General features: G+C 51.3%; 18 protein-coding genes. 12 read left to right on the top strand and 6 right to left on the bottom strand.

Translation table 11 applies throughout. The features are described 5' to 3' along the window. Positions 1-28: 28 nt before the first annotated feature. Entirely contained in the window at positions 29-217 is a 189-nt protein-coding gene (locus H141_RS0116650) for a YgaP family membrane protein (protein WP_019677420.1), read from the bottom strand. 219 nt (positions 218-436) lie between these two features. Between H141_RS0116650 and H141_RS0116645 the strand changes: the two genes are divergently transcribed. From H141_RS0116645 to H141_RS21670, 5 genes are all read left to right on the top strand, one after another. Next, positions 437-1720: a sensor histidine kinase gene (locus H141_RS0116645; RefSeq protein ID WP_169337185.1), complete on the top strand. Its 1284-nt coding sequence runs from the start codon at positions 437-439 to the stop codon at positions 1718-1720. Next, complete coding sequence (locus H141_RS0116640) at positions 1717-2241, top strand: response regulator transcription factor (RefSeq protein WP_019677418.1); 525 nt, start codon at positions 1717-1719, stop codon at positions 2239-2241. The genes H141_RS0116645 and H141_RS0116640 overlap by 4 nt, the downstream gene beginning before the upstream one ends. A gap of 87 nt (positions 2242-2328) precedes the next feature. Next, a complete protein-coding gene (locus H141_RS0116635) occupies positions 2329-4395 on the top strand; it encodes a TonB-dependent copper receptor (protein WP_019677417.1) in 2067 nt (688 codons plus the stop codon). A 224-nt stretch (positions 4396-4619) separates the two neighbouring features. Next, on the top strand, positions 4620-5897 hold the full coding sequence (locus H141_RS0116625; RefSeq protein WP_019677415.1) for an NAD(P)/FAD-dependent oxidoreductase: 1278 nt from the start codon (positions 4620-4622) through the stop codon (positions 5895-5897). A gap of 39 nt (positions 5898-5936) precedes the next feature. After that, on the top strand, positions 5937-6098 hold the full coding sequence (locus tag H141_RS21670; protein WP_019677414.1) for a hypothetical protein: 162 nt from the start codon (positions 5937-5939) through the stop codon (positions 6096-6098). Between the two features lie 164 nt (positions 6099-6262). Here the strand turns inward: H141_RS21670 and H141_RS0116615 are convergent, their stop codons facing one another. From H141_RS0116615 to H141_RS21535, 3 genes are read right to left on the bottom strand one after another with little or no spacing between them, the layout of a single operon-like run. Further along, entirely contained in the window at positions 6263-6823 is a 561-nt protein-coding gene (locus tag H141_RS0116615; RefSeq protein ID WP_019677413.1) for a Tll0287-like domain-containing protein, read from the bottom strand. A gap of 4 nt (positions 6824-6827) precedes the next feature. Continuing rightward, the gene (locus H141_RS21810) at positions 6828-6980 is read right to left on the bottom strand and encodes a hypothetical protein (RefSeq protein WP_205620417.1); all 153 of its coding nucleotides are present in this window, start codon (positions 6978-6980) and stop codon (positions 6828-6830) included. Positions 6981-6988: 8 nt separating this feature from the next. Then, a complete protein-coding gene (locus H141_RS21535; protein WP_019677411.1) occupies positions 6989-7423 on the bottom strand; it encodes a hypothetical protein in 435 nt (144 codons plus the stop codon). 132 nt (positions 7424-7555) lie between these two features. On the opposite strand from H141_RS21535, the gene H141_RS20535 reads away from it, so the two are divergent. Further along, positions 7556-9184 carry a methyl-accepting chemotaxis protein gene (locus H141_RS20535; RefSeq protein WP_019677410.1) on the top strand — a complete coding sequence of 543 codons (1629 nt, stop codon included), beginning with the start codon at positions 7556-7558 and terminating at the stop codon, positions 9182-9184. A 71-nt stretch (positions 9185-9255) separates the two neighbouring features. On the opposite strand, the gene H141_RS0116595 is transcribed toward H141_RS20535, so the two are convergent. After that, positions 9256-9441, bottom strand: a complete 186-nt coding sequence (locus H141_RS0116595; RefSeq protein WP_019677409.1) for a YgaP family membrane protein — start codon at positions 9439-9441, stop codon at positions 9256-9258. A 185-nt stretch (positions 9442-9626) separates the two neighbouring features. On the opposite strand from H141_RS0116595, the gene H141_RS0116590 reads away from it, so the two are divergent. The 6 genes from H141_RS0116590 to H141_RS0116565 all read left to right on the top strand — a co-directional run bounded on the left by H141_RS0116590 (position 9627) and on the right by H141_RS0116565 (position 17218). Continuing rightward, positions 9627-11027, top strand: coding sequence for a cytochrome ubiquinol oxidase subunit I (locus H141_RS0116590; RefSeq protein WP_026349515.1), 1401 nt, complete (start codon positions 9627-9629; stop codon positions 11025-11027). Next, entirely contained in the window at positions 11027-12028 is a 1002-nt protein-coding gene (gene cydB, locus H141_RS0116585) for a cytochrome d ubiquinol oxidase subunit II (RefSeq protein ID WP_019677407.1), read from the top strand. Before H141_RS0116590 ends, cydB begins: the two co-directional genes overlap by 1 nt. Positions 12029-12051: 23 nt before the next feature. Next, a complete protein-coding gene (gene cydD, locus H141_RS0116580) occupies positions 12052-13776 on the top strand; it encodes a thiol reductant ABC exporter subunit CydD (protein ID WP_019677406.1) in 1725 nt (574 codons plus the stop codon). Then, entirely contained in the window at positions 13766-15499 is a 1734-nt protein-coding gene (locus tag H141_RS20530) for an ATP-binding cassette domain-containing protein (protein ID WP_019677405.1), read from the top strand. The genes cydD and H141_RS20530 overlap by 11 nt, the downstream gene beginning before the upstream one ends. A gap of 53 nt (positions 15500-15552) precedes the next feature. Further along, complete coding sequence (locus tag H141_RS0116570) at positions 15553-16128, top strand: rhodanese-like domain-containing protein (protein WP_019677404.1); 576 nt, start codon at positions 15553-15555, stop codon at positions 16126-16128. Between the two features lie 226 nt (positions 16129-16354). Further along, positions 16355-17218, top strand: coding sequence for an MBL fold metallo-hydrolase (locus H141_RS0116565; RefSeq protein ID WP_019677403.1), 864 nt, complete (start codon positions 16355-16357; stop codon positions 17216-17218). Between the two features lie 58 nt (positions 17219-17276). Here the strand turns inward: H141_RS0116565 and H141_RS20525 are convergent. Next, positions 17277-19380 (bottom strand): type I secretion C-terminal target domain-containing protein (locus tag H141_RS20525; protein ID WP_019677402.1); only part of this gene is annotated, 2104 nt, incomplete at its 5' end.

The raw sequence follows: 19380 nt of genomic DNA, 5'->3' as shown, positions 1-19380 counted from the left end.
CGGGCGCACCAAAACAACAAAAAGTGCGTTAAGTCACTTTGCAGGTTTTAATACCCAACACACTGTAAAGCGGGCAAAAGTTAAATAAACCGGTTAATAGTGGCACTATGCCTATCCAGCCCCATAGGCCAATAGTGCCTGTGGCAGCCAGGGCAATTAATATCACGCCAGCGATAATCCGCAGTACTTTGTCAATACCACCTACGTTAGTTTTCATAAGCCACCTTTTTAATTTGTTAATACTCATTTATGGTAGTCTGGTTAATGTAGATTAGCGATAACTTAATTTCACTAAAGTTTGCGCTGCGACAATATGCCGCATCGTCTGGCTAGGGAAATTGACGTAAAGTTAGCAGGTGGACAGAACGACGCTTCCGCTGTCGCTTCTTTGCTACATTTGCAACGGCTGCCTGGCAGCCGTCTTTTTGGGTTGGCTATGTCTAAAGCTGTTATTATTTCCGCCGCGTTAACCCCTGCACATCAGCTGCGGCAGATGGTTAAGCTGCGTTGGGGCATTATTATTATTGAATGCCTGGTAGCCGCAATTGGCTGGCTGCTGGATTATGCCGTCACCAGCTGGGCCATAGTGTTGCTGGTGTTAATAACCCATACCCTGACAAATATCGTATTACAGCGGCTACCCCGGCCGGTTGCTTCTCTCAAACCCGTTTTTTTACTGATTTCTGCTATTGATTTGCTGGTACTCAGCGCCTTATTAGCCGTGTCTGGTGGTGCCAGTAATGGCTTTGTGGCATTACTGCTGTTGCCGGTTGCGGTAGTATCGGTACTGCTACCCGCGCTGGCCAGCTATCTGTTCGCCATAGCGGCGGTACTGGCTTACAGCGTGTTGCTGTGGTTGGGTGATTTAACTGTTGCGGTGTCGCCTGCTTTTGCTGCCGAACATGCCATGCACGGCGCTGTGATGCGACCTTTCAGCCGGCATATGTGGCAAATGTGGTGGGCGTTTGCTATCTCGGCCATATTAATTAGTTGGTTTATTAGCAGTCAGGCTGCGCTTATCCGCGAGAAATCAGTCAAACTTAACCAGTTACAGCAACAGCAGATACGGCAGGAACAGGCTCTGGCAATTGCAACTTATGCGGCAAATGCTGCACATGATTTAGCGTCACCCATTCAGAATCTGGTATTGCTGACTGAAGAGTTGCAGTCTTCTGATACTGAGCAGCCTGCACTGCAGGAAATAAAACAGCAGTTGCAGCGTTGCCAGCAAATCGTTGCTGATTTGCGAACCAACGCCAGTCAGTGGCGGGAGCAGCAGCCAGCAGAATTACTGCCGGTGATTCAGCAAAGTTTACAATCCTGGATAGTTACCCGGCCAGAAATCAGTTTAAAGTTAAATCTGCAGGGCGAGACCTCGGGTTGCAGAATTAAAGAAGCAGCAAGTTTGTCCTCTGCACTGTTTCAAATTCTGGACAATGCCGCCGATGCCAGCCTTGCCAATGGCAAACCGCAGCTCGATATAGAGGTAACACTGCTGCAGGGCAGACTGAGTCTGCAGATTATTGATTTCGGCGAAGGGTTATCAGAGCAACGCCTGGCGGAACTGGGGCAACTGCCCCAGCAAAGTGAAAGTGGCCTGGGGTTGGGGCAATTTCTGGCTAACGTATCGGTAGAGCGGTTAGGCGGCAGCATCAGCCGGCGCAACCTGCGACAGGGTGGCATGGAGACCCTGATCCGTTTTCAGGATCAGGCGGCATGACCAAACTGGTGGTGGTAGATGACGATGAAGCCTTATTACGAACATTAATCCGCCGGTTCAGTATTCAGGGCTGGCAGGTAAGCGGGTATAGCCAGCCGGTAACCAGCAGCCAGCTCATTGCCGAGCAGGCATCGGCTTACTTGCTGGATTTACGCTTTGCCCGGCAATCGGGTATTAGTTTTATTGCTGATATCCGAAAGGCTTTACCGCAAAGCCGGATAGTAATGATGACAGGTTATGCCAGTATCAGCACTGCGGTGCTGGCGGTAAAGTGTGGTGCCGATGACTACCTGACCAAGCCGGTTGATTTTAATGCCATCCAGCAGGCGCTGACGGGTAATGCCCTGGCGGCAACAGATAATCCGGCAGAGGGAGCGGTATTATCTGCCGATCAACTGCAGTGGGAGCACATTCAGCGGGTGCTGGCACAGCATCAGGGTAATATCTCGCAAACTGCCCGCAGCCTCGGTATGCACCGGCGTACCTTGCAGCGTAAACTACTAAAACACCGCCCGGCTTAACCGCTGCGACAATATGTCGCATCGTGCTTACTGCCGGCTATCGCTATCATTGCTGCTTACGTCAATTGTTGGTAGTAAGGGGTTGAAATGGCAGCGGTTAAAACAGGTTATCTGATTATTGCCGGTATCATCTGGCTGGTGGTGCCGTTATCGGCCACGCTGGCGTCCACACTTAATGTGAATGATGATAACAGCGATATTGAACATATCGTGGTGACTACAGTCGCCATGCAGGACCCACTTATTGTGGTAACCGACCCCAAAAAGCCACGCCAGCCTTTGCCCGCGCATGATGGTGCCGACTACCTGCGCAGTATCACCGGCTTTAGCACCATTCGTAAAGGTGGTGCCAGCAGTGACCCGCTGTTTCGGGGAATGGCCGGCTCCAGACTAAATATTCTGACTGATGGTGATATGTTGCTGGGCGGCTGTGGTAGCCGGATGGACCCGCCCACCGCCTACATTGCGCCGCAAGCTTACGATAAACTGACCATTATTAAAGGCCCGCAAACGGTCATTTACGGCCCCGGCAGCAGTGCTGCCACAGTGTTATTTGAGCGGGATAACTCCCGTCTTACTCAGCCCGGCGTTAGCGGCAGTGTCAATGCTACCGGTGCCAGTGCCGGCCGCTTTGACAGTGCGCTTGATGTCACTGGCGGTAATAGCAGCGGCTTTGCCAGGGCAATTGCAACTGGCGCCCGCTCTGATGATTACCGGGATGGCAGTGGCCAGCGTATTCATTCGGCCTATCAGCGTTGGAGTTCCCAGTTAGAGCTGGGCTATACACCATCCGATGACAACACCCTGCTGCTTAAATTTGGCCATAGTGACGGTGAAGCGGCTTATGCCGACCGGTTAATGGACGGTAGTGTATTTAAGCGGCAAAACCTTGGTTTGAAATGGTCGCTGAGCGCACTTAACCGCTATCTGCAACGTTTGGATGTGCAGTGGTATTACAATTACATCGACCATGTGATGGACAACTTCAGTCTGCGCACCTTTACTCCCGGTATGATGATGGCCAACCCCAGCGCCAGCAACCCGGACCGCCGCACCCTTGGCGGGCGTTTATTTACCGAATGGCAGCTGCATGATGACATCAACTGGCAGTTGGGGCTGGATGCTGCCCGCAATATTCATCGAATTCGCGGAAGTATGAATCAGCAAATGATGCCCTATCAGCAACGGCCAAGGCAGCAAGATGTCCGCTTCACTCAGCTGGGGTTGTTCAGCGAGCTGGAGTACCAGCTTAACGATAGTGGCCAGCTGATCGCCGGTGCCCGGCTGGATTACTGGCAGGCTACTGATAGCCGGCCGTTACTTGTCAGCATGGCGCAACAGCAGCCTAACCCCAGTTTTGGTAAGCAACGGGATGATTATCTGAAAGCGGGGTTTATCCGCTATCAGCAGCAGCTGGCTGGCTGGCAATGGTATCTGGGGCTGGGCTACAACGAACGTTTTCCTGACTACTGGGAGCTGGCCGGTGCCGGCAGAGCCGCAGAGCAAAGTATCAGTGCATTTTATATTAAACCTGAACTCACCACGCAACTGGACCTGGGGCTGATCTATCAGCATCGTGCCTGGCAACTGGGCTTATCGTTATTTGCCAATACTATCGACGATTATCTGTTGTCGCAGCAAAACTGGACACTGGGCATGCAACGTTTAACGGTCAGCCGGAATATTGATGCCCGTTCTGTTGGTGCAGAGCTGGATCTGAGTTACCGCTTTAACAACCACTGGCAAAGTAGCCTGGCACTGGCTTACGTCAGGGGAAAAAATTATACCGACAATCTGCCACTGGCACAGCAGCCACCGCTGGAAGCAAAACTGGCACTAAATTATGACCAGCAAAACTGGTACTCAGGTGTGTTATGGCGTCTGGTTGCGGCACAGCAGCGGGTTGCCCCTGGGCAGGGTAATATTGTGGGTACCGATATAGCGGCAAGCCCCGGTTTTGGGGTGTTATCCTGGCATGCCGGCTGGCGCTACAGCAGCATGTTCACGCTAGCGGCCGGCATTGACAACCTGACAGATCAGCAGTATCACGAACATCTTAGTAAAGCGGGAGCCATGGTCAGCGGCTTCTTGCCTGTCGCCCAGATCAATGAAGCCGGCCGCACCTTATGGCTGAATATGAACTGGCAGTTTTAACTAACTTAATCATCAAAGTTACAACTGGGTTTGGCATGGCGTTGGGGGTATGCTGCAGTTCAGTGCTGCCATTCGTCAGGGTATGCTTAAAGGTAGCTGTTTTGCTGACAAGACAAAAGTTTGTGCTGGAACAAGCTTTCCTTTGATAAAGCCACTTATCTCTACAACTCAGCTAAACTTACCGATGTATACAAGTAAGTTCTAATTTTGCCGGGGTAGATAATATGAAACGTACTATTGTCGTTGGCGCAGGTTTAGGTGGTATGTCGGTAGTTTACGAACTGCGGCAAAAACTGGCTAAAGATCATGAGGTGATGTTAATTGGTGAAGGCGCTGAGTTTCAGTTTGTGCCGTCAAACCCCTGGGTAGCACTGGGTGAGCGCACGCGGGATAAGGTGGTATTGGATATTACGCCTTATGCTGAAAAGTATCAGATCTCGTTCAACAGTAGCGGCGTTAGCCGGATTGATGCCGCCAATAACAGCCTGACCAGCGGTGACGGCCAGCAATGGCAATATGATTATCTGGTATTATGTACCGGTCCCAGGCTGGCGTTTGAGCTGGTACCCGGTGCCGGTCCTGAACAGTTTACGCAGTCCATTTGCCACGTTGATCATGCAGTCAAGGCTTATGATGCCTATCTAAAACTGCTTGAATCACCTGGTCCGGTGCTGGTGGGAGCTATGCAGGGCGCAAGCTGCTTTGGCCCGGCTTACGAATATGTGCTAACGCTGGAGCATTTACTGCGTAAGAAAAAAATCCGCGACAGGGTGCCTATTACCTTTGTTACCAGTGAACCCTATATCGGCCATATGGGGTTGGGCGGCGTCGGCGACTCTAAAACTATGATGGAACACGAGTTCCGCCAGCGCGATATTAAATGGATCTGCAATGCCCGCATTAACCAATTTGAACAGCATCAGGCTTCGGTTGATGAAATCAGCCGCAAAGGCGAGGTCGACTTCAGCCATCAGTTGCCGTTTAAGCTGGCTATGTTTATACCGTCATTCCGTGGCTCAGAGGCAATTGCTGCAGTACCGGGGCTGTGCAACGAAAAAGGCTTTGTGCTCACCGACGAGTTTCAGTGCAGTAAAGCCCACCGCAATATTTTTGCTGCCGGGGTTTGTGTAGCCATACCACCACTTGAAGTGACAGCAGTTCCGGTAGGCGCGCCGAAAACCGGTTTTATGATTGAATCGATGACCACCAGTATCGTCGAAAATATTCTCAGTCTGGAGCAGGGCCAACCGATGGCGACCCGGCCAACCCTGAATGCTATTTGCCTGGCCGACATGGGCGACAAAGGTGCTGCCTTTGTGGCACTGCCGCAAAACCCACCACGTAATACCAGCTGGACCTCGATGGGTAAGTGGGTGCATGTGGCGAAAGTGGCGTTTGAGAAGTACTTTTTATACAAAGTGAAACACGGTACCAGTGAACCCATTTACGAAAAATATGTGCTGGGTGCCATTGGCATTCACCGCACTAAAGACAAAGACTAGGCAAGCTGTGGCCACAGCGCTGCTGCGACGGAGAAAAAAATGAAATGGTTGTTAGTGCCGCAGGGGGCGGTGATTGTGCGTTTTAGCGACAGCCCGCTATACGGTATGCTGGATATCCGCACCCGGCTAAACCAGCAAATGCCAGCGATGGTGCAGCAGTTGATCAGTGCACAGAGGGATACTGACGCGGTAAGCATTTAGTGGGATGGTGAGTGGCAAATAACCTACGAGACCTTCCGCGATATGGGCCTGGCCTATGGCGTGGGGTTAACTATGATTTATCTGCTGGTGGTGTATTATGCCTAACATTATGCTGATACAGAGCGGCCATGTTGAAATGACCTGCTCTGCGTCAGGCTGGCGCGTTACAGCTGCTTTTTAACAGTAAAAGCCCCGCGCAGCTCACCCGGACTATAGCCAGTAGCTAAATCGGCAGGGTAGTGCTGCTGGATCTGTTGTTGTACCGGTTTGGCTAACTGGCTACCATGGCAAGCCACACACATGGTATCGAGCATAATCGGTTGCATATAGCGAAATACCTCAGTGTCGCCGTTGCTGACGATTTCAGCACGTTTCAGCTGCGCCGGCTTAGTGCCACTGGTAAGTTTCGCCATGTAATCCAGCAATAGCTGCTGCTCCCAGGCATCGGCCTGATTACTGCTATTGCGGACCTTTAAACTGGTGCGGCCAATCTGCCAGCCGTCACCTGACCATTTTTCGGCTATTCGCGGCGCCTGGTCTTTACACACCTTTACGCCATCGGGCAGGCCGCCGCTACTGATCGCCGCTTGCAACGCTGATTTCAGATCACCGGAAAAACCTTTAATCCGCTGCTGGGCATCTGCCTGCAGCTCGCTAAGGTTGGGGCTGTCCGCTGCTACTGCCAGACTAGTCAGGCTTAACAACAGATAAATAATATGGCGCATTTTTTCATCCTCGTTTAACTAAAGGGTCAACCTGGCCGGCAGTGATGTCAGCGCCTGACCTGGTATGGCGGTCTATTGGCAGATTGTCCGGATAAAGCGGCCCGGCCAGCCATTCCCGGCCTTTCAGCATAGCGTGCCAGTATAGTGGTGGCAGCATTTTTTCTTTTAACAGCCAGCGTTGTCAGCTAACGGGCTTTGCCTGATCACATCAGGGGCAACCTGAGGCGGGGTAACGTGCAGCATGTCAAACTGCTTTTGCTGCAGTTCAGTGCTGCCATCCGCCAGGGTGTGCTTAAAGGTAGCGGTTTTGCTGGCAGCATCAACAGCTTGCAGGTTCGTTTGCAGGTTAAGTTTAATCTGGTATTTTGCTATGTACTGCTGTAGTGCCGGGACATAGTCGGCCACCTCAAACAAGGCGGTACCGGCACTGCAAAATTCAACATTTATGTTACTCAGGTGCTGCTGTCGTAACCAGTAGTCGCAAGACAGATACATCGCTTTTTGTGGTGCGCCGGCACATTTAATCGGCATGGCTGGCTGGGTGAAAATAGCCGTGCCACGGCCCAGTTTTTGCACCAGTTGCCAGGTGTAAGGCGCCAAGCCTTGCTGGCATGTTTCGCAAGTGAAAACTGAATTTTTGTTAGAACATTGCGTTAAAACAAATCACTAAATATGAAAGTTTGCTAATATGAAAGGTTTAAAGTGTCTTATAACGTTGATTCAGGAATAGTTATGGTCAATATACGAGTTGCAAACTCCTCTTTATCTGTTGGCAAAAAGCTTTTTATCAGCTTCGGCGTATTAAGCGTGTTGATGCTGCTGGTGGCCGTTGTTGTGCAGCTGGCGCAGCTGGCAATGAATGATGCCAGGGCTGCTGCCGCTGCAAAGCGCAATCTGGCTGTACTTCAGCTGGAAAGAGAGATCGATCATTTGGTTTGGGTTAACCAGCTGGCCAATAGCCTGCTAGTAAATCAGCCATTTAGTGGTCAGCTTGACCCGCATCAGTGTGCATTTGGCCGCTGGTATGATGACTTTATTGAGTCAGAGGCCTATACAACCGGCAGCAATGAGCTGCGCAGTGCAATTGATGCTATTGCTTTGCCGCACAAGCAGTTGCATGCGAGCGCACAGCAAATCAGCAGCACTAGTGGCGATCAACGTTTTAGTATTTACCAACAGGATACGCTTCCTTCGTTGACCAAGGTTCAGCAGTCGCTGAAAAAGGTGTACACCATCTTTCAGCAAGAGCGCAATGCAATCATCGCCAGAGCCGAAGTGACAGATCGTAATGCTATGCGCCTGGTCTGGGCGGCGATGGTGCTGACAATCATTGCTGCAATTTTATCCGGTTTGTGGTTGCGCCGGGTTGTGTCATTGCCAATGAAAGCACTTACTCAGCATGCGGAACAGATTGCTGCTGGTAACCTTGCACAGCCGGCACTAACCGTAAACAGTGCCGACGAGGTTGGATTGGCGTCATCTGCCTTTAATACCATGCAACAGCAACTACGTAATCTGATCCGGAATTTGCTGGATAAATCAGACAAAGTGGCCGAAAGCTCGGCGCGGGTATCCGATATAACCAGCCGTACCGATATTGATTTGCAACGCCAGGCGGCAGAAATAGAGCAACTGGCGACTGCAATGAATGAAATGGCGGCGACAATTGCAGAGGTCGCCAGGCATGCCCAGAATACCTCAGATGCGACCGGGCAGTCTGAGCAGTATGCCCAGCAAGGACAATTGAAAGTGCGCTCGGTGATAAATGCCATTAACGAGATTGCCAAAGAAGTGGATAATGCTTCCGGTACTATTCAGACCGTTCAGCAGGAAAGCCAGAATATTGGAGCCATCCTTGACACTATTCAGGCTATTGCCGAGCAAACAAACTTACTGGCACTCAATGCTGCAATAGAAGCGGCCAGAGCCGGTGAGCAGGGGCGGGGTTTTGCCGTGGTAGCAGATGAAGTGCGTACCCTTGCTGCCAGAACACAAACTTCAACTACCGAGATCAAAAATCTGATTGATCGATTACAGCAAAGTGCGGCAAATGCGGTTAAAACCATGGATGCTGGCGTCGACAAAGCGAAGCGGGGTGTGGCGATGGCAGATGAGGCCGGCGAGGCGCTAACCGATATTATGCAATCGGTAAGTACAATCAGTGATATGACGCTGCAAATTGCCAGTGCCACTGAAGAACAAAGTAGCGTAGTGAAAGAAATGGATCAGAATCTGTTGCGGGTAAATAGTTTAACGATAGAAACCAAGCAGCGTTCACAGGAAGCCGATGCCACATCCGCTGAGTTAGAGCGAATGGCTGAGCAATTACGTGATGAAAGCCGTCGTTTTCGGATCAGTTAATTTTTTTATGCAAGAACCGTTACTCAGGGCCGGCCACTTAGCGGGGCTCCTGAGTAACCAACATATTGCGCTTATATTTTACAGGTCTTCATCCCCAGCACGCTATACAGCGGGCAAAAGTTAAATAACCCTGTCAGTAAAGGCACTACACCTATCCAGCCCCATAAACCAACAGTACCGGTTGCTGCCAGAGCAATTAACACTACGCCGGCAATAATCCGAATGACTTTATCTATGCCACCAACATTTTTTTTCATATGCTACCCTAGAAATTAGTTGTTCCTTATTGAAGATAGTCCGGCTTAAGCTCAATAGCGACTATGCTATTGGTACTAAAGCTGATCTGCGTCAATATGTCGCACCCTTATATAAGAATAATTTAAACTACTATTGTTATACTATCACGACAAAATCTTTGTTATTGCTTTACTCAGGAGTAGATATAGAACTCGACCCGCTATTGCTCTCACGCATTCAGTTTGCGTTTGTGGTGTGTTTTCACGCTATTTTCCCGGTATTTACCATTGGCCTGGCCAGCTTTATTGCTGTGCTGGAGGCATTATCCTTTAAAACCGGTAACCCTTTATGGCAAAAGTTATCGAAATTCTGGATCCAGGTGTTTGCCGTGGTATTCGGCATGGGCGTGGTATCGGGCATCGTGATGTCGTTCCAGTTTGGTACTAACTGGAGTAACTTTTCCTATGCTACCGCTAACTTCCTGGGACCGGTACTCAGTTATGAAGTGATTACCGCCTTTTTCCTGGAAGCAGCATTTTTAGGGGTGCTGCTGTTTGGCCGCGATAAAGTGCCGCAGGGTGTGCACTTATTTGCAGCGATTATGGTGGCGCTGGGTACCTTTATTTCCTCATTCTGGATTTTGTCGGCTAACTCGTTAATGCAAACCCCCGATGGCCTGGAGTTGCGTAACGGCATGTATCATGTGGTGTCATGGGCCGATGCGCTGTTTACCGCGTCGTTTGCCTACCGCTTTATTCATATGGCGCTGGCATCATTTTTGACGGCAGCCCTGGTAGTTGCTGGGGTCAGTGCCTGGTTTATCCTGCAAAAACGTGAATTTGCCACTAATCGCAAAGCCTTGTCGATTGCACTGTGGATGTTGTTAATTTTGGCGCCGTTGCAGGTGGTCGTCGGTGATTTTCACGGTTTAAATACCTTAAAACACCAGCCGATGAAAGTGGCGGCGATGGAAGGTAACTGGCAAACGGCAGAAGGGGTGCCGCTGATCCTGTTTGCTATTCCGGATCAGCAGGCGCAAACCAATCATTTTGAATTGTCAGTACCAAAGCTGGCCAGCTATATTCTCACCCACGACTGGGACGGCGAAGTGCCGGGCTTAAACGAAGTGGCGCCAGAGATGCAACCACCGGTGTTTATTGTGTTCTGGTCGTTCCGGATCATGGTAGCCATGGGATTGTTAATGGTGGTGTTTGCTATCTGGGGCTTGCTGTTGCGTTACAAAGGCAAATACCAGCATAGCCGCAGCTTCTTGCAAGGCCTGCGTCTGATGAGCTTAAGCCCCTTTATTGCTGTGTTGGCAGGGTGGGTGGTAACAGAATCAGGCCGGGCGCCCTGGTTAATTTACGAGAAGATGACCCACGCCGAGGGCTTAACGCCGTCCCTGACTGGCGGTATGGCATTGTTTACCCTGATTGGCTACATCGTGGTGTATGCGCTGGTATTCAGTGCCGGGGTGTATTACTTGCTGAAAGTATTCCGTGGTGGGATTGAAAAAGCCAACCAGCCGCACGAGCAGCAAGAGTTTGAACGTCCGAAGCGGCCTTTTTCTGCCGCCCATGCCAGCCTGGAAGAAGGAGACAACTAATGGAACAGCCATTTGATTTAACATTAATCTGGGCCGGCATCATTGCCTTTGGGGTAATGATGTATGTGTTGATGGATGGTTTCGATTTGGGCCAGGGCATTTTGTTCCCGTTTGCTCCGGACGAGCATCACCGCGATGTCATGATGAATTCGGTCGCCCCGGTATGGGATGGCAATGAAACCTGGCTGGTGCTCGGTGGTGCCGGCCTGCTGGCGGCCTTCCCGCTGGTGTACTCAGTGTTTTTACCGGCCTTGTACATCGGGGTGTTTTTACTGCTGGCGGGCTTGATTTTCCGAGGTGTCGCTTTTGAGTTTCGCTTTAAAGCGAAAACCTCAAAGTACCTGTGGAACTGGGCCTTTGCCGGCGGCTCGACTGTGGCTGCTTTTGCCCAGGGCGCGGTAGTTGGTGCTTACATTCAGGGCTTTGAGACCGAGAACTTCCGTTATGTTGGCGGTTCGATGGACTGGTTGACCCCGTTTACCGTGATCACCGGGCTGGGGCTGGTAGCCGGTTACGCGCTGTTAGGCGCCACCTGGCTGATTATGAAATCGGAAGGTGAAGTGCAGCAGTGGGCATACAAGCTGGCGCCACGTTTATTGTTAATGGTGCTGGTGGTATTTGCGATAATCAGTGTTTACACGCCCTTTGTTGACCCCTATGTTAAAGAACGCTGGTTCAGCGGCTTCAGTGCTATCTGGTTATTGCCGGTGCTGGCGTTGTATTGTGCTTTCACTATTTTTAAAGCGTTGCGAAAAGGCCAGGAAGGCATGCCTTTTGTCGCCACCATGGGTTTGTTTCTGTTTACTTACTTAGGCTTGTTAGCCAGTAAATGGCCTTATATGGTGCCGCCAAATTACACTCTGTACGATGCCGCATCAGCATTTGAATCGCAGTTATTCCTGCTGCTGGGCTTCCTGTTTGTGATACCAATAGTGCTGGCTTATACCGCCTGGACTTACTGGATATTCAGAGGCAAAGTTAAAGCAGGTGGTTATCATTAACTGTTTTGCCTGGTATAGCCGCTATGGCTGCTGATTTCAGCAGTGGGCCAGAGCTGCTGCGCTTTCTCAGCCAGCAGCAACAACGCTGGCTGCGGCTGACCGTAGCCTGTGGCGTCCTGGCGACAACATGCTTAATTGCGCAGTGGTATTTGCTGTGTACCTTGCTTTATCAGGGGCTGCTGGCCACACCAGGCTTAACGTTATCGCCTGCGCTACTGGCGGCGTTAGTGGCCGCGATGTTACTGCGTTTAGTGTTACTGCGTGCTCAGGAATTACTTGCCAGTAATGCCAGCGCTGCTGGCCGGCAAGCCCTGCGCCGGGCCTTGCTGCAAAGCTGGCAGCATCGTCCGGTGTATCAGCTGGCACAGCATTCACCTGCTGCACTGGCCAGTCAATGGCTGGAAGATGTTGACGCCTTCGATGGCTATTTAGCCCGTTACTGGCCGCAGCAATATTTAACAGTGCTGGCGCCGTTGCTGATCCTGCTGGCGGTATTTTATACCGACTGGCTGGCCGGCTTGCTGTTGCTATTTAGTGCGCCGCTGATCCCGCTGTTTATGGCACTGGTTGGCATGGGGGCTGAACAGCTTAATCAGCGGCATTTTTTATTACGCCAACGTTTGGCTGGCCATTTTTTAGACCGAATTCGTCAGCTTGCCACCATTAAACGACTGCAGGCTGTGGCCGCCAGCCGGACCGAAGTGGCCAGCCGCAGTGATCAGTACCGCCAGGTGGTGATGCGCACGTTGAAAGTCGCGTTTTTATCCTCAGCCGTGCTGGAGTTTTTCAGCAGCGTGGCCATTGCCAGTGTTGCGCTGTATATCGGCTTTGGTTTGTTAGGGGCAATTAACTGGGGCCCGGCGGCGGGGCTAACCTTGTTTTCCGGCTTATTTATTTTGTTGCTGGCGCCGGAATTTTTCCAGCCGCTGCGCAGTTTTGCCCAATTTTATCATGACAAGGCATCAGCGTTGGCCGCGGCTAACCAGTTAGCGCCACTGCTTAGCCGCAGCGACTTTCAACCTACTGCAGCAGATACTGCAACCACCACAACACCGGCAGCACCAATTGTTCAGCAACTGCTGATTAGTCAGTTAGCCGTTGGCTATCCGGGTGCAGCCCGGCTGCAGGCTGGCTTAAACGCCAGGCTGCACACCGGCCAGTGTTTACTGATCAGTGGCAGCTCGGGGCTGGGTAAAACCACTATTTTGCAGACGCTGGCAGGCCTGTTGCCTGCCTGCAGCGGCAGTGTCCGCTTAAACCAACAGGAGCTGGCGAGCCAGGTTATGGCTTACCTGCCACAGCAGCCGTGGCTTATTGCCGGCAGCTGGGCTGATAACCTGCGGTTGCTGGCGCCTGAGGCAACAGAGCCGCAAATGCGCCAGGTGCTCAGTGAACTTGGCCTGGCTGAGCTGATCGCAGATACCGGCCTGCACCGCCAGATAGGCGAGCAGGGGCAGGGGCTATCCGGTGGTCAGCTGCAACGCGTGCAACTGGCCCGGGTGTTGTTGGCGCCAACGGCAGTGGTGTTGCTGGATGAACCTACTGCCAGCTTAGATAACGAGAGCCAGGATATTGTGATTAATGTGCTGCGCCAGTTAAAACCGAACACTATCTTGATTATCGTCAGCCACGATCCGGCGCTGCAGGCGCTGGCCGATCAGCATTGGCAGCTTACTGCTGCAACCAAAGACACAGCAACTGAGTTAACCACAGCGACAGCATTATCGCAGGTGCAGCATGAAGCGTGAAGGCGTGAACGCCAACTCAGCCGCTGACAAGCGCCAGGCCAAAGCCGGTACGCTGGCCTACTGGAGTAAAAAGCTACTGTGGCAGCAGCGCCGACGCATAGGCACCGGTGCGCTGCTGGCATTTGCCACGGCCGCTTTCGGGCTGGCATTGCTGGGCTTGTCGGGTTGGTTTATTACCGCAACTGCGCTGGCCGGGATCAGCGTTGCAGCAGGGGCGATGCTGGCGCTGGATGTGTATTTACCCGGCAGTGGTATCCGCTTTTTCGCACTGGGCCGCACCGTCAGCCGTTATCTGGAGCGGCTGTACAACCATGATTCAGTGCTGCGGCAACTGGCACTGGTGCGCCAGCAGTTGTTTCAGGGACTGGCCAGTCTCAGCCCGACGGCAATGGCTCAGCAAACCAATGCTGACTGGCTTAGCCGGCTGACAGCAGATCTGGAAAGCCTGGATAACCTGCTATTGCGCTTGCTGTTACCGCCGCTGTCTGCGTTACTGAGTTTATTGCTGCTAAGCGCTGTGATCAGTATCTGGTCCGGGCCAGCCGCATTGTTATTGCTGCTGTTATGCCTGTTTGGCTGCGGCATTATATTCAGCTTGTTAATCCGCTATCAGCAGCCGCTTAGTCAGCAACTGGCGGCAGAGTTTAATCAGGCCAGGCTTGCGGTAATTAACTATTTACAGGGGCTGCCTGAGTTAACGGCTGCCCGCTTACAGGGGCACCAGCAGCAAGCATTGCTGCAGTTCAGCCATACACTTGGCCAGCTGCAGCAGCAGATAGCCCGCCAGCAGGCTAATGCCCAGCTAGCGGTGAATGGTCTGCACAGTGTGCAGGTGGTATTGGCAGCATTGCTGGCTTTAGCGGGCTTTAACGCGGGTTTGCTAAGTGCGCCGATCGCCGTGATGCTGGTACTGGCGGTATTTGCGCTGGGCGAATTATTGCAGTTACTGCCCGGCCAGCTGAGCCAGCTGGGTAAAACCCGGTTTGCCGCTGGGCGGCTTTATCCGCTGGCGCAGCAGCAACTACCAGCCGTTTCTGTGCCCTCGGTTTTGCCAGTAACGCCCTGGCATCATCTGCAATTAACGGTGACCGCTCACCCCAGGCTGCCATCCAGTCAGGCCGTGCCCTTACAACTGGATTTTAGTTCTCAGCAACCCTGGTGGTTGGTGAGCGGCCGCTCGGGAAGTGGTAAATCAACCCTGGCCGGCTTGCTGCTGGCCGAAACCCTGGCAGAGGCGGAAGCTGCTGGCGCCCGTTGTCACTACAACATCGATCAGCAGCAGGTAATGGCAGCTGCTGAGTCAGCCATGCAGCAACACAGTGCCTGCCTTAGCCAACAGAACAGCGTATTGGCCGACACCCTGTATGCCAATTTAACCCTGGGGCTGTCTGATATAAGCGATGCGAAGCTGTGGCAGGTGCTGGCACAGGTTGAACTGGCTGACTGGGCCCAGGCTTTACCACAGGGCCTGGATAGCTGGCTGGGCGATACCGGACAGCAGCTGTCGGGTGGCCAGGCCAGGCGGTTGTGTCTGGCCCGGTTATTACTGCGCTCACCACAACTGGTGGTGCTGGACGAACCTTTTAATGGTCTGGATGACGCTATGGCCGATCGTTTATGGGCCAACATCCAGCCGTGGCTGGCCGGTAAATTTGTTTTAGTGTTATTGCATCAGGCTCCGGCTTTTATAAGCAGCCGGCAGTGGCAGCAGCTAGCACTTTAAGCGTCTGGCCTGGCTAAAAGTTGAGAGCAATAAGTCAGAGAAGGAGTGCCACTATGAAGAAACTATTGATGGCCGGTTTACTGGCAGCCAGTTGTTTTACTGGCATCACAGCGTGGGCGCAGGATTTGACTAAAAGTAAATTAGGGCTCTATGTTAATGCAGTGGAGGCCTACCAGATGCTGCAGCAACAGCCGGATGCCATTCTGGTCGATGTGCGCGATCCGGTCGAAATTAAATTCACCGGTTTTGCCACCCCGACCAAAATTCATGTGCCCTGGCAGCTTACCGATACCCGTAACTGGAGTGAGCAAAGCCAAAGCTGGCCAATGCGGCCGAACCCGGATTTTGACCAGCAGCTGCTTAGCCGCCTGGCTGCTCTGGGCGCCAGTAAAAATACCCCCATTATCATAATGTGCCGCAGCGGTGCCACCCGCAGTGCGCCGGCCGTCGACCGGTTAGCAGATTACGGTTACAGCAATGTCTGGTCTGTTACTGACGGCTTTGAAGGTAATACCCTGAAACAAGGGCCGTCGCAAGGCGTGCGGGCAGTCGATGGCTGGCGCAACTCCGGCCTACCCTGGAGTTACCGGGTACCGGCCGGCGTGGCCTGGCAAGTCCCTGCCAACTAACCCTGAAATTTTGTTATCAAGCAGAGTGAATTACTATGTCATTGCGGCGCGGCCTGATGATATTGCTGGTCTGATGTTATCGCCTGAGATAAAGGTTTTCAGCTTTTAAGTGGTTTTAATGATGAATTTAATCAGTTAAAGTTATTTCAAATTGTTATAAGCTTATACTATATTAGTATATACTTATTATCAGATGATTTAGTAACACATTTGGAGAGCAACCATTATGAGTTATCAGGTACAGGCTTTTTTAGATAACGACAGTGAAACTTTCAGCTATGTGGTGAGTGATAACGCCACCAGCAAAGCTGTGATCATTGATCCGGTACTGGACTTTGACTATAAAGCCGGCCGCACCAGCACGGCCAGTGCCGAAAAGATGCTGGCTTATGTGAAGCAGCATAATATGCAGGTGGAGTGGCTGCTGGAAACTCATGCTCATGCTGACCATTTATCAGCGGCGCCGTTTTTACGCAATAAGCTGGGTGCAAAGGTGGCCATTGGTGCTGAAATTACCCAGGTGCAGGCTATTTTTAAAGATGTGTTTAACCTGGAAAAAGAATTTCTGCCCAATGGCTCGCAGTTCGACCATTTGTTTGCCGATGGCGACACCCTGCAGGTGGGCGAAATGACTATCCGGGCGATGCACTTGCCAGGCCATACCCCGGCCGATCTGGCTTACATTATTAACGGGCAGGCTGCCTTTGTTGGTGACACCCTGTTTTTGCCGGATGTCGGTACTGCCCGTTGTGATTTCCCGGGGGGTAGCGCCGCAACCTTATTTGATTCTATCCAGCAGCTATTAGCGCTGCCTGATGATACTGAAATGTATATCTGCCATGATTATCCGCCAGATGGCCGCAACCACGAGTATCTGACCAGTGTCGGCCAGCAAAAGCAGCATAATATTCATGTCAGTGGTGGGGTCAGTAAGGCTGATTTTGTTAAACGCCGCGAAGCTCGTGATGCCACTCTGGCCATGCCGCGGCTGATATTACCGTCGGTGCAGGTGAATATTCGCGCCGGCCAGCTGCCGCCGGCTGAGCAAAATGGCACAACGTACTTAAAGGTGCCAATTAATCAGTTATAAAGAAACAGGCGCTTAATGCGCCTGTTTAGTTTACTGCTCTTTACGAATTACAGTAGATTTAGCCATCAATCCTAAGGTGACCATTGTTAATCAGATTGTCGATAATGGCCTGAGTATCAGTACCAAAACTACTTAAGTCTACACCCTCAAGCACAATCTGCTGGGTAATACTGCCTGCACCTGTGTGCTTAATATTAATGGTGGTATTTCCGCCGCTAATACTAAAACTCAGGTAATCAGTAATGTTTTCGCTATTTTCTCCCTGCAGTAAGTCTCGCAGGTCTATGACATCGCCCTCTGCCGTATTGAAATCAGTAATCGTATCCACAGCAGCAGTATCGCTACCCTGGTCACCCAGATTCCAAACGAAAACATCCGCGCCCGCACTCCCTGTCAGCGTATCATTACCCAATCCACCAATTAACACATCGTTACCAATTCCCGCATTAATAGTGTCGTTGCCAAGGCCCGCGTTAATAACATCGTTACCGCCATATGCCATAATCAGATCGGCAGCATCAGTCCCCGTAATGGTTTGCGCCGAATCATTACCTGATAAAACGCTATTGGTTGTTTGCGACAAATCAATGGTAATAATGTCGGATACCGATGTGCTGGATGCGCCATCCGTTGTTGTTGCGGTCACAGTCAAGCTTAACTGACCAGTGTATCCAACCGGAGTAAGTATACTTAACCCCTCAAGCTCAGCCTGGGTTAGCGTCCAGCTGCCATCCGCATTTTTAATACCTGCTGTTAGTATTGCGTCAGCTGGAACACCGGTAATGGCTATTGACAGACTTTCGCTGGCATCAACTACAGCAGCATTAATGGTTAGATCAACCATATCGCCGTAAGTGATACCATCAACGGTGATAGTAGAAGCAGATAAATTTAACTGAGAATCTTTGCCGCTATCTCTGCCGTTTATAATAACCCAGTCAAACTTGTGCTCTCCGTCTTGAGTGGCGGTGAAGTTAAAAGTGCCATTACCGTTGACTGCAGCACCCCAAAATTCAGATGAAGTAATCAGTTGGGTTGTCTTGCTACCATCTGGTGCCGTGATAATCACTAACACAAAATCGTTGTAGCCGCTCTGTATTTCAGCGATCAGGTTCTCGCCGTTAATAAACTGCCAGTCGAAGCCAACAGCCATGCCTGCATTTAGGTTGACCGTGCTTGAAGTAAAGTTTCCATCTATCGCATCAATGTTACCAGGGTCATTTAACGCGCCGGCTGGCGCAGCAAAGCTATCCAGAAAACCACTTGCCAGGCCCAATGCCTGCTCAAGCGAAGCCTGGCTTAAGCCTGAACCAGTCAGAGTTCCATTAGCGCCTGTTGTGATAGAGGTTGCACCAACTTTTGTTGACACTGCATCTGAAACTTGTAACACGGCGGCGTCGGCAACAGGTGCAACAGTAATATTAAGTGCTGCTGATGAATTACCACCCTGGCCATCAGAAATGGTGTAGGTAACTGTTGGCAGCGTGCCACTCCAGTTGACAGCAGGCGTAAAGGTAAAGTCGCCGTTGGCGTTTAATTGTAAAGATCCCTGGTTCTCAATGACAACCACGGAACCGGCAAGATAAGTCTCGCCATTTACAATAAAGCTTTGCACGACTAGAGGGTTGCCATCAACGTCGACATCATTTGTAAGAACACTGGCCGTTAATACATTATCTTCATTGACAGTAAAGTTGGAACTATTAGCAATTGGTGTATTGTTAATTGACGCGCTGTCACCTGCGCCGGCATTACCAGCTGAGTCGCTGTAACTGCCATTATTAACCGCTATTGATATTGCTTCTGTTCCATTTGCTATGAAAGTCGCAGTCCAGATATTTGGATTGGTTGGATCTTGCGTTAAGCCAGTTAAAACTCCGCCTGTTACTACAATATCTGATAAGTCAAAACCAGTAACTTGCTCACTAAAGGTAAAGGTTACAGTGGTCGACTCATTGGCAGCTAAGGTAGTTGAGCCAGTAGTGATATCCAGAGATGGAGCGGTGTCATCAACGCTATGCGTCGAGGTGGTAATGCTTTCAACCGTATTGCCAGCCGCATCAGATGAGCTGACGGTGACATCAAACTCGGTATCGGCGGCTAAGTCACTGCCGGCGACCTCGACACTCCAGCTACCATCCGCCTGGACGGTGGTGGTGTAG

Source organism: Arsukibacterium perlucidum DSM 18276, assembly GCF_000382165.1.
GTDB lineage: Bacteria > Pseudomonadota > Gammaproteobacteria > Enterobacterales > Alteromonadaceae > Alishewanella > Alishewanella perlucidum.
Note: the sequence above shows the minus strand (reverse complement) of the source record. Positions and strands in the feature narration are given on the sequence as shown.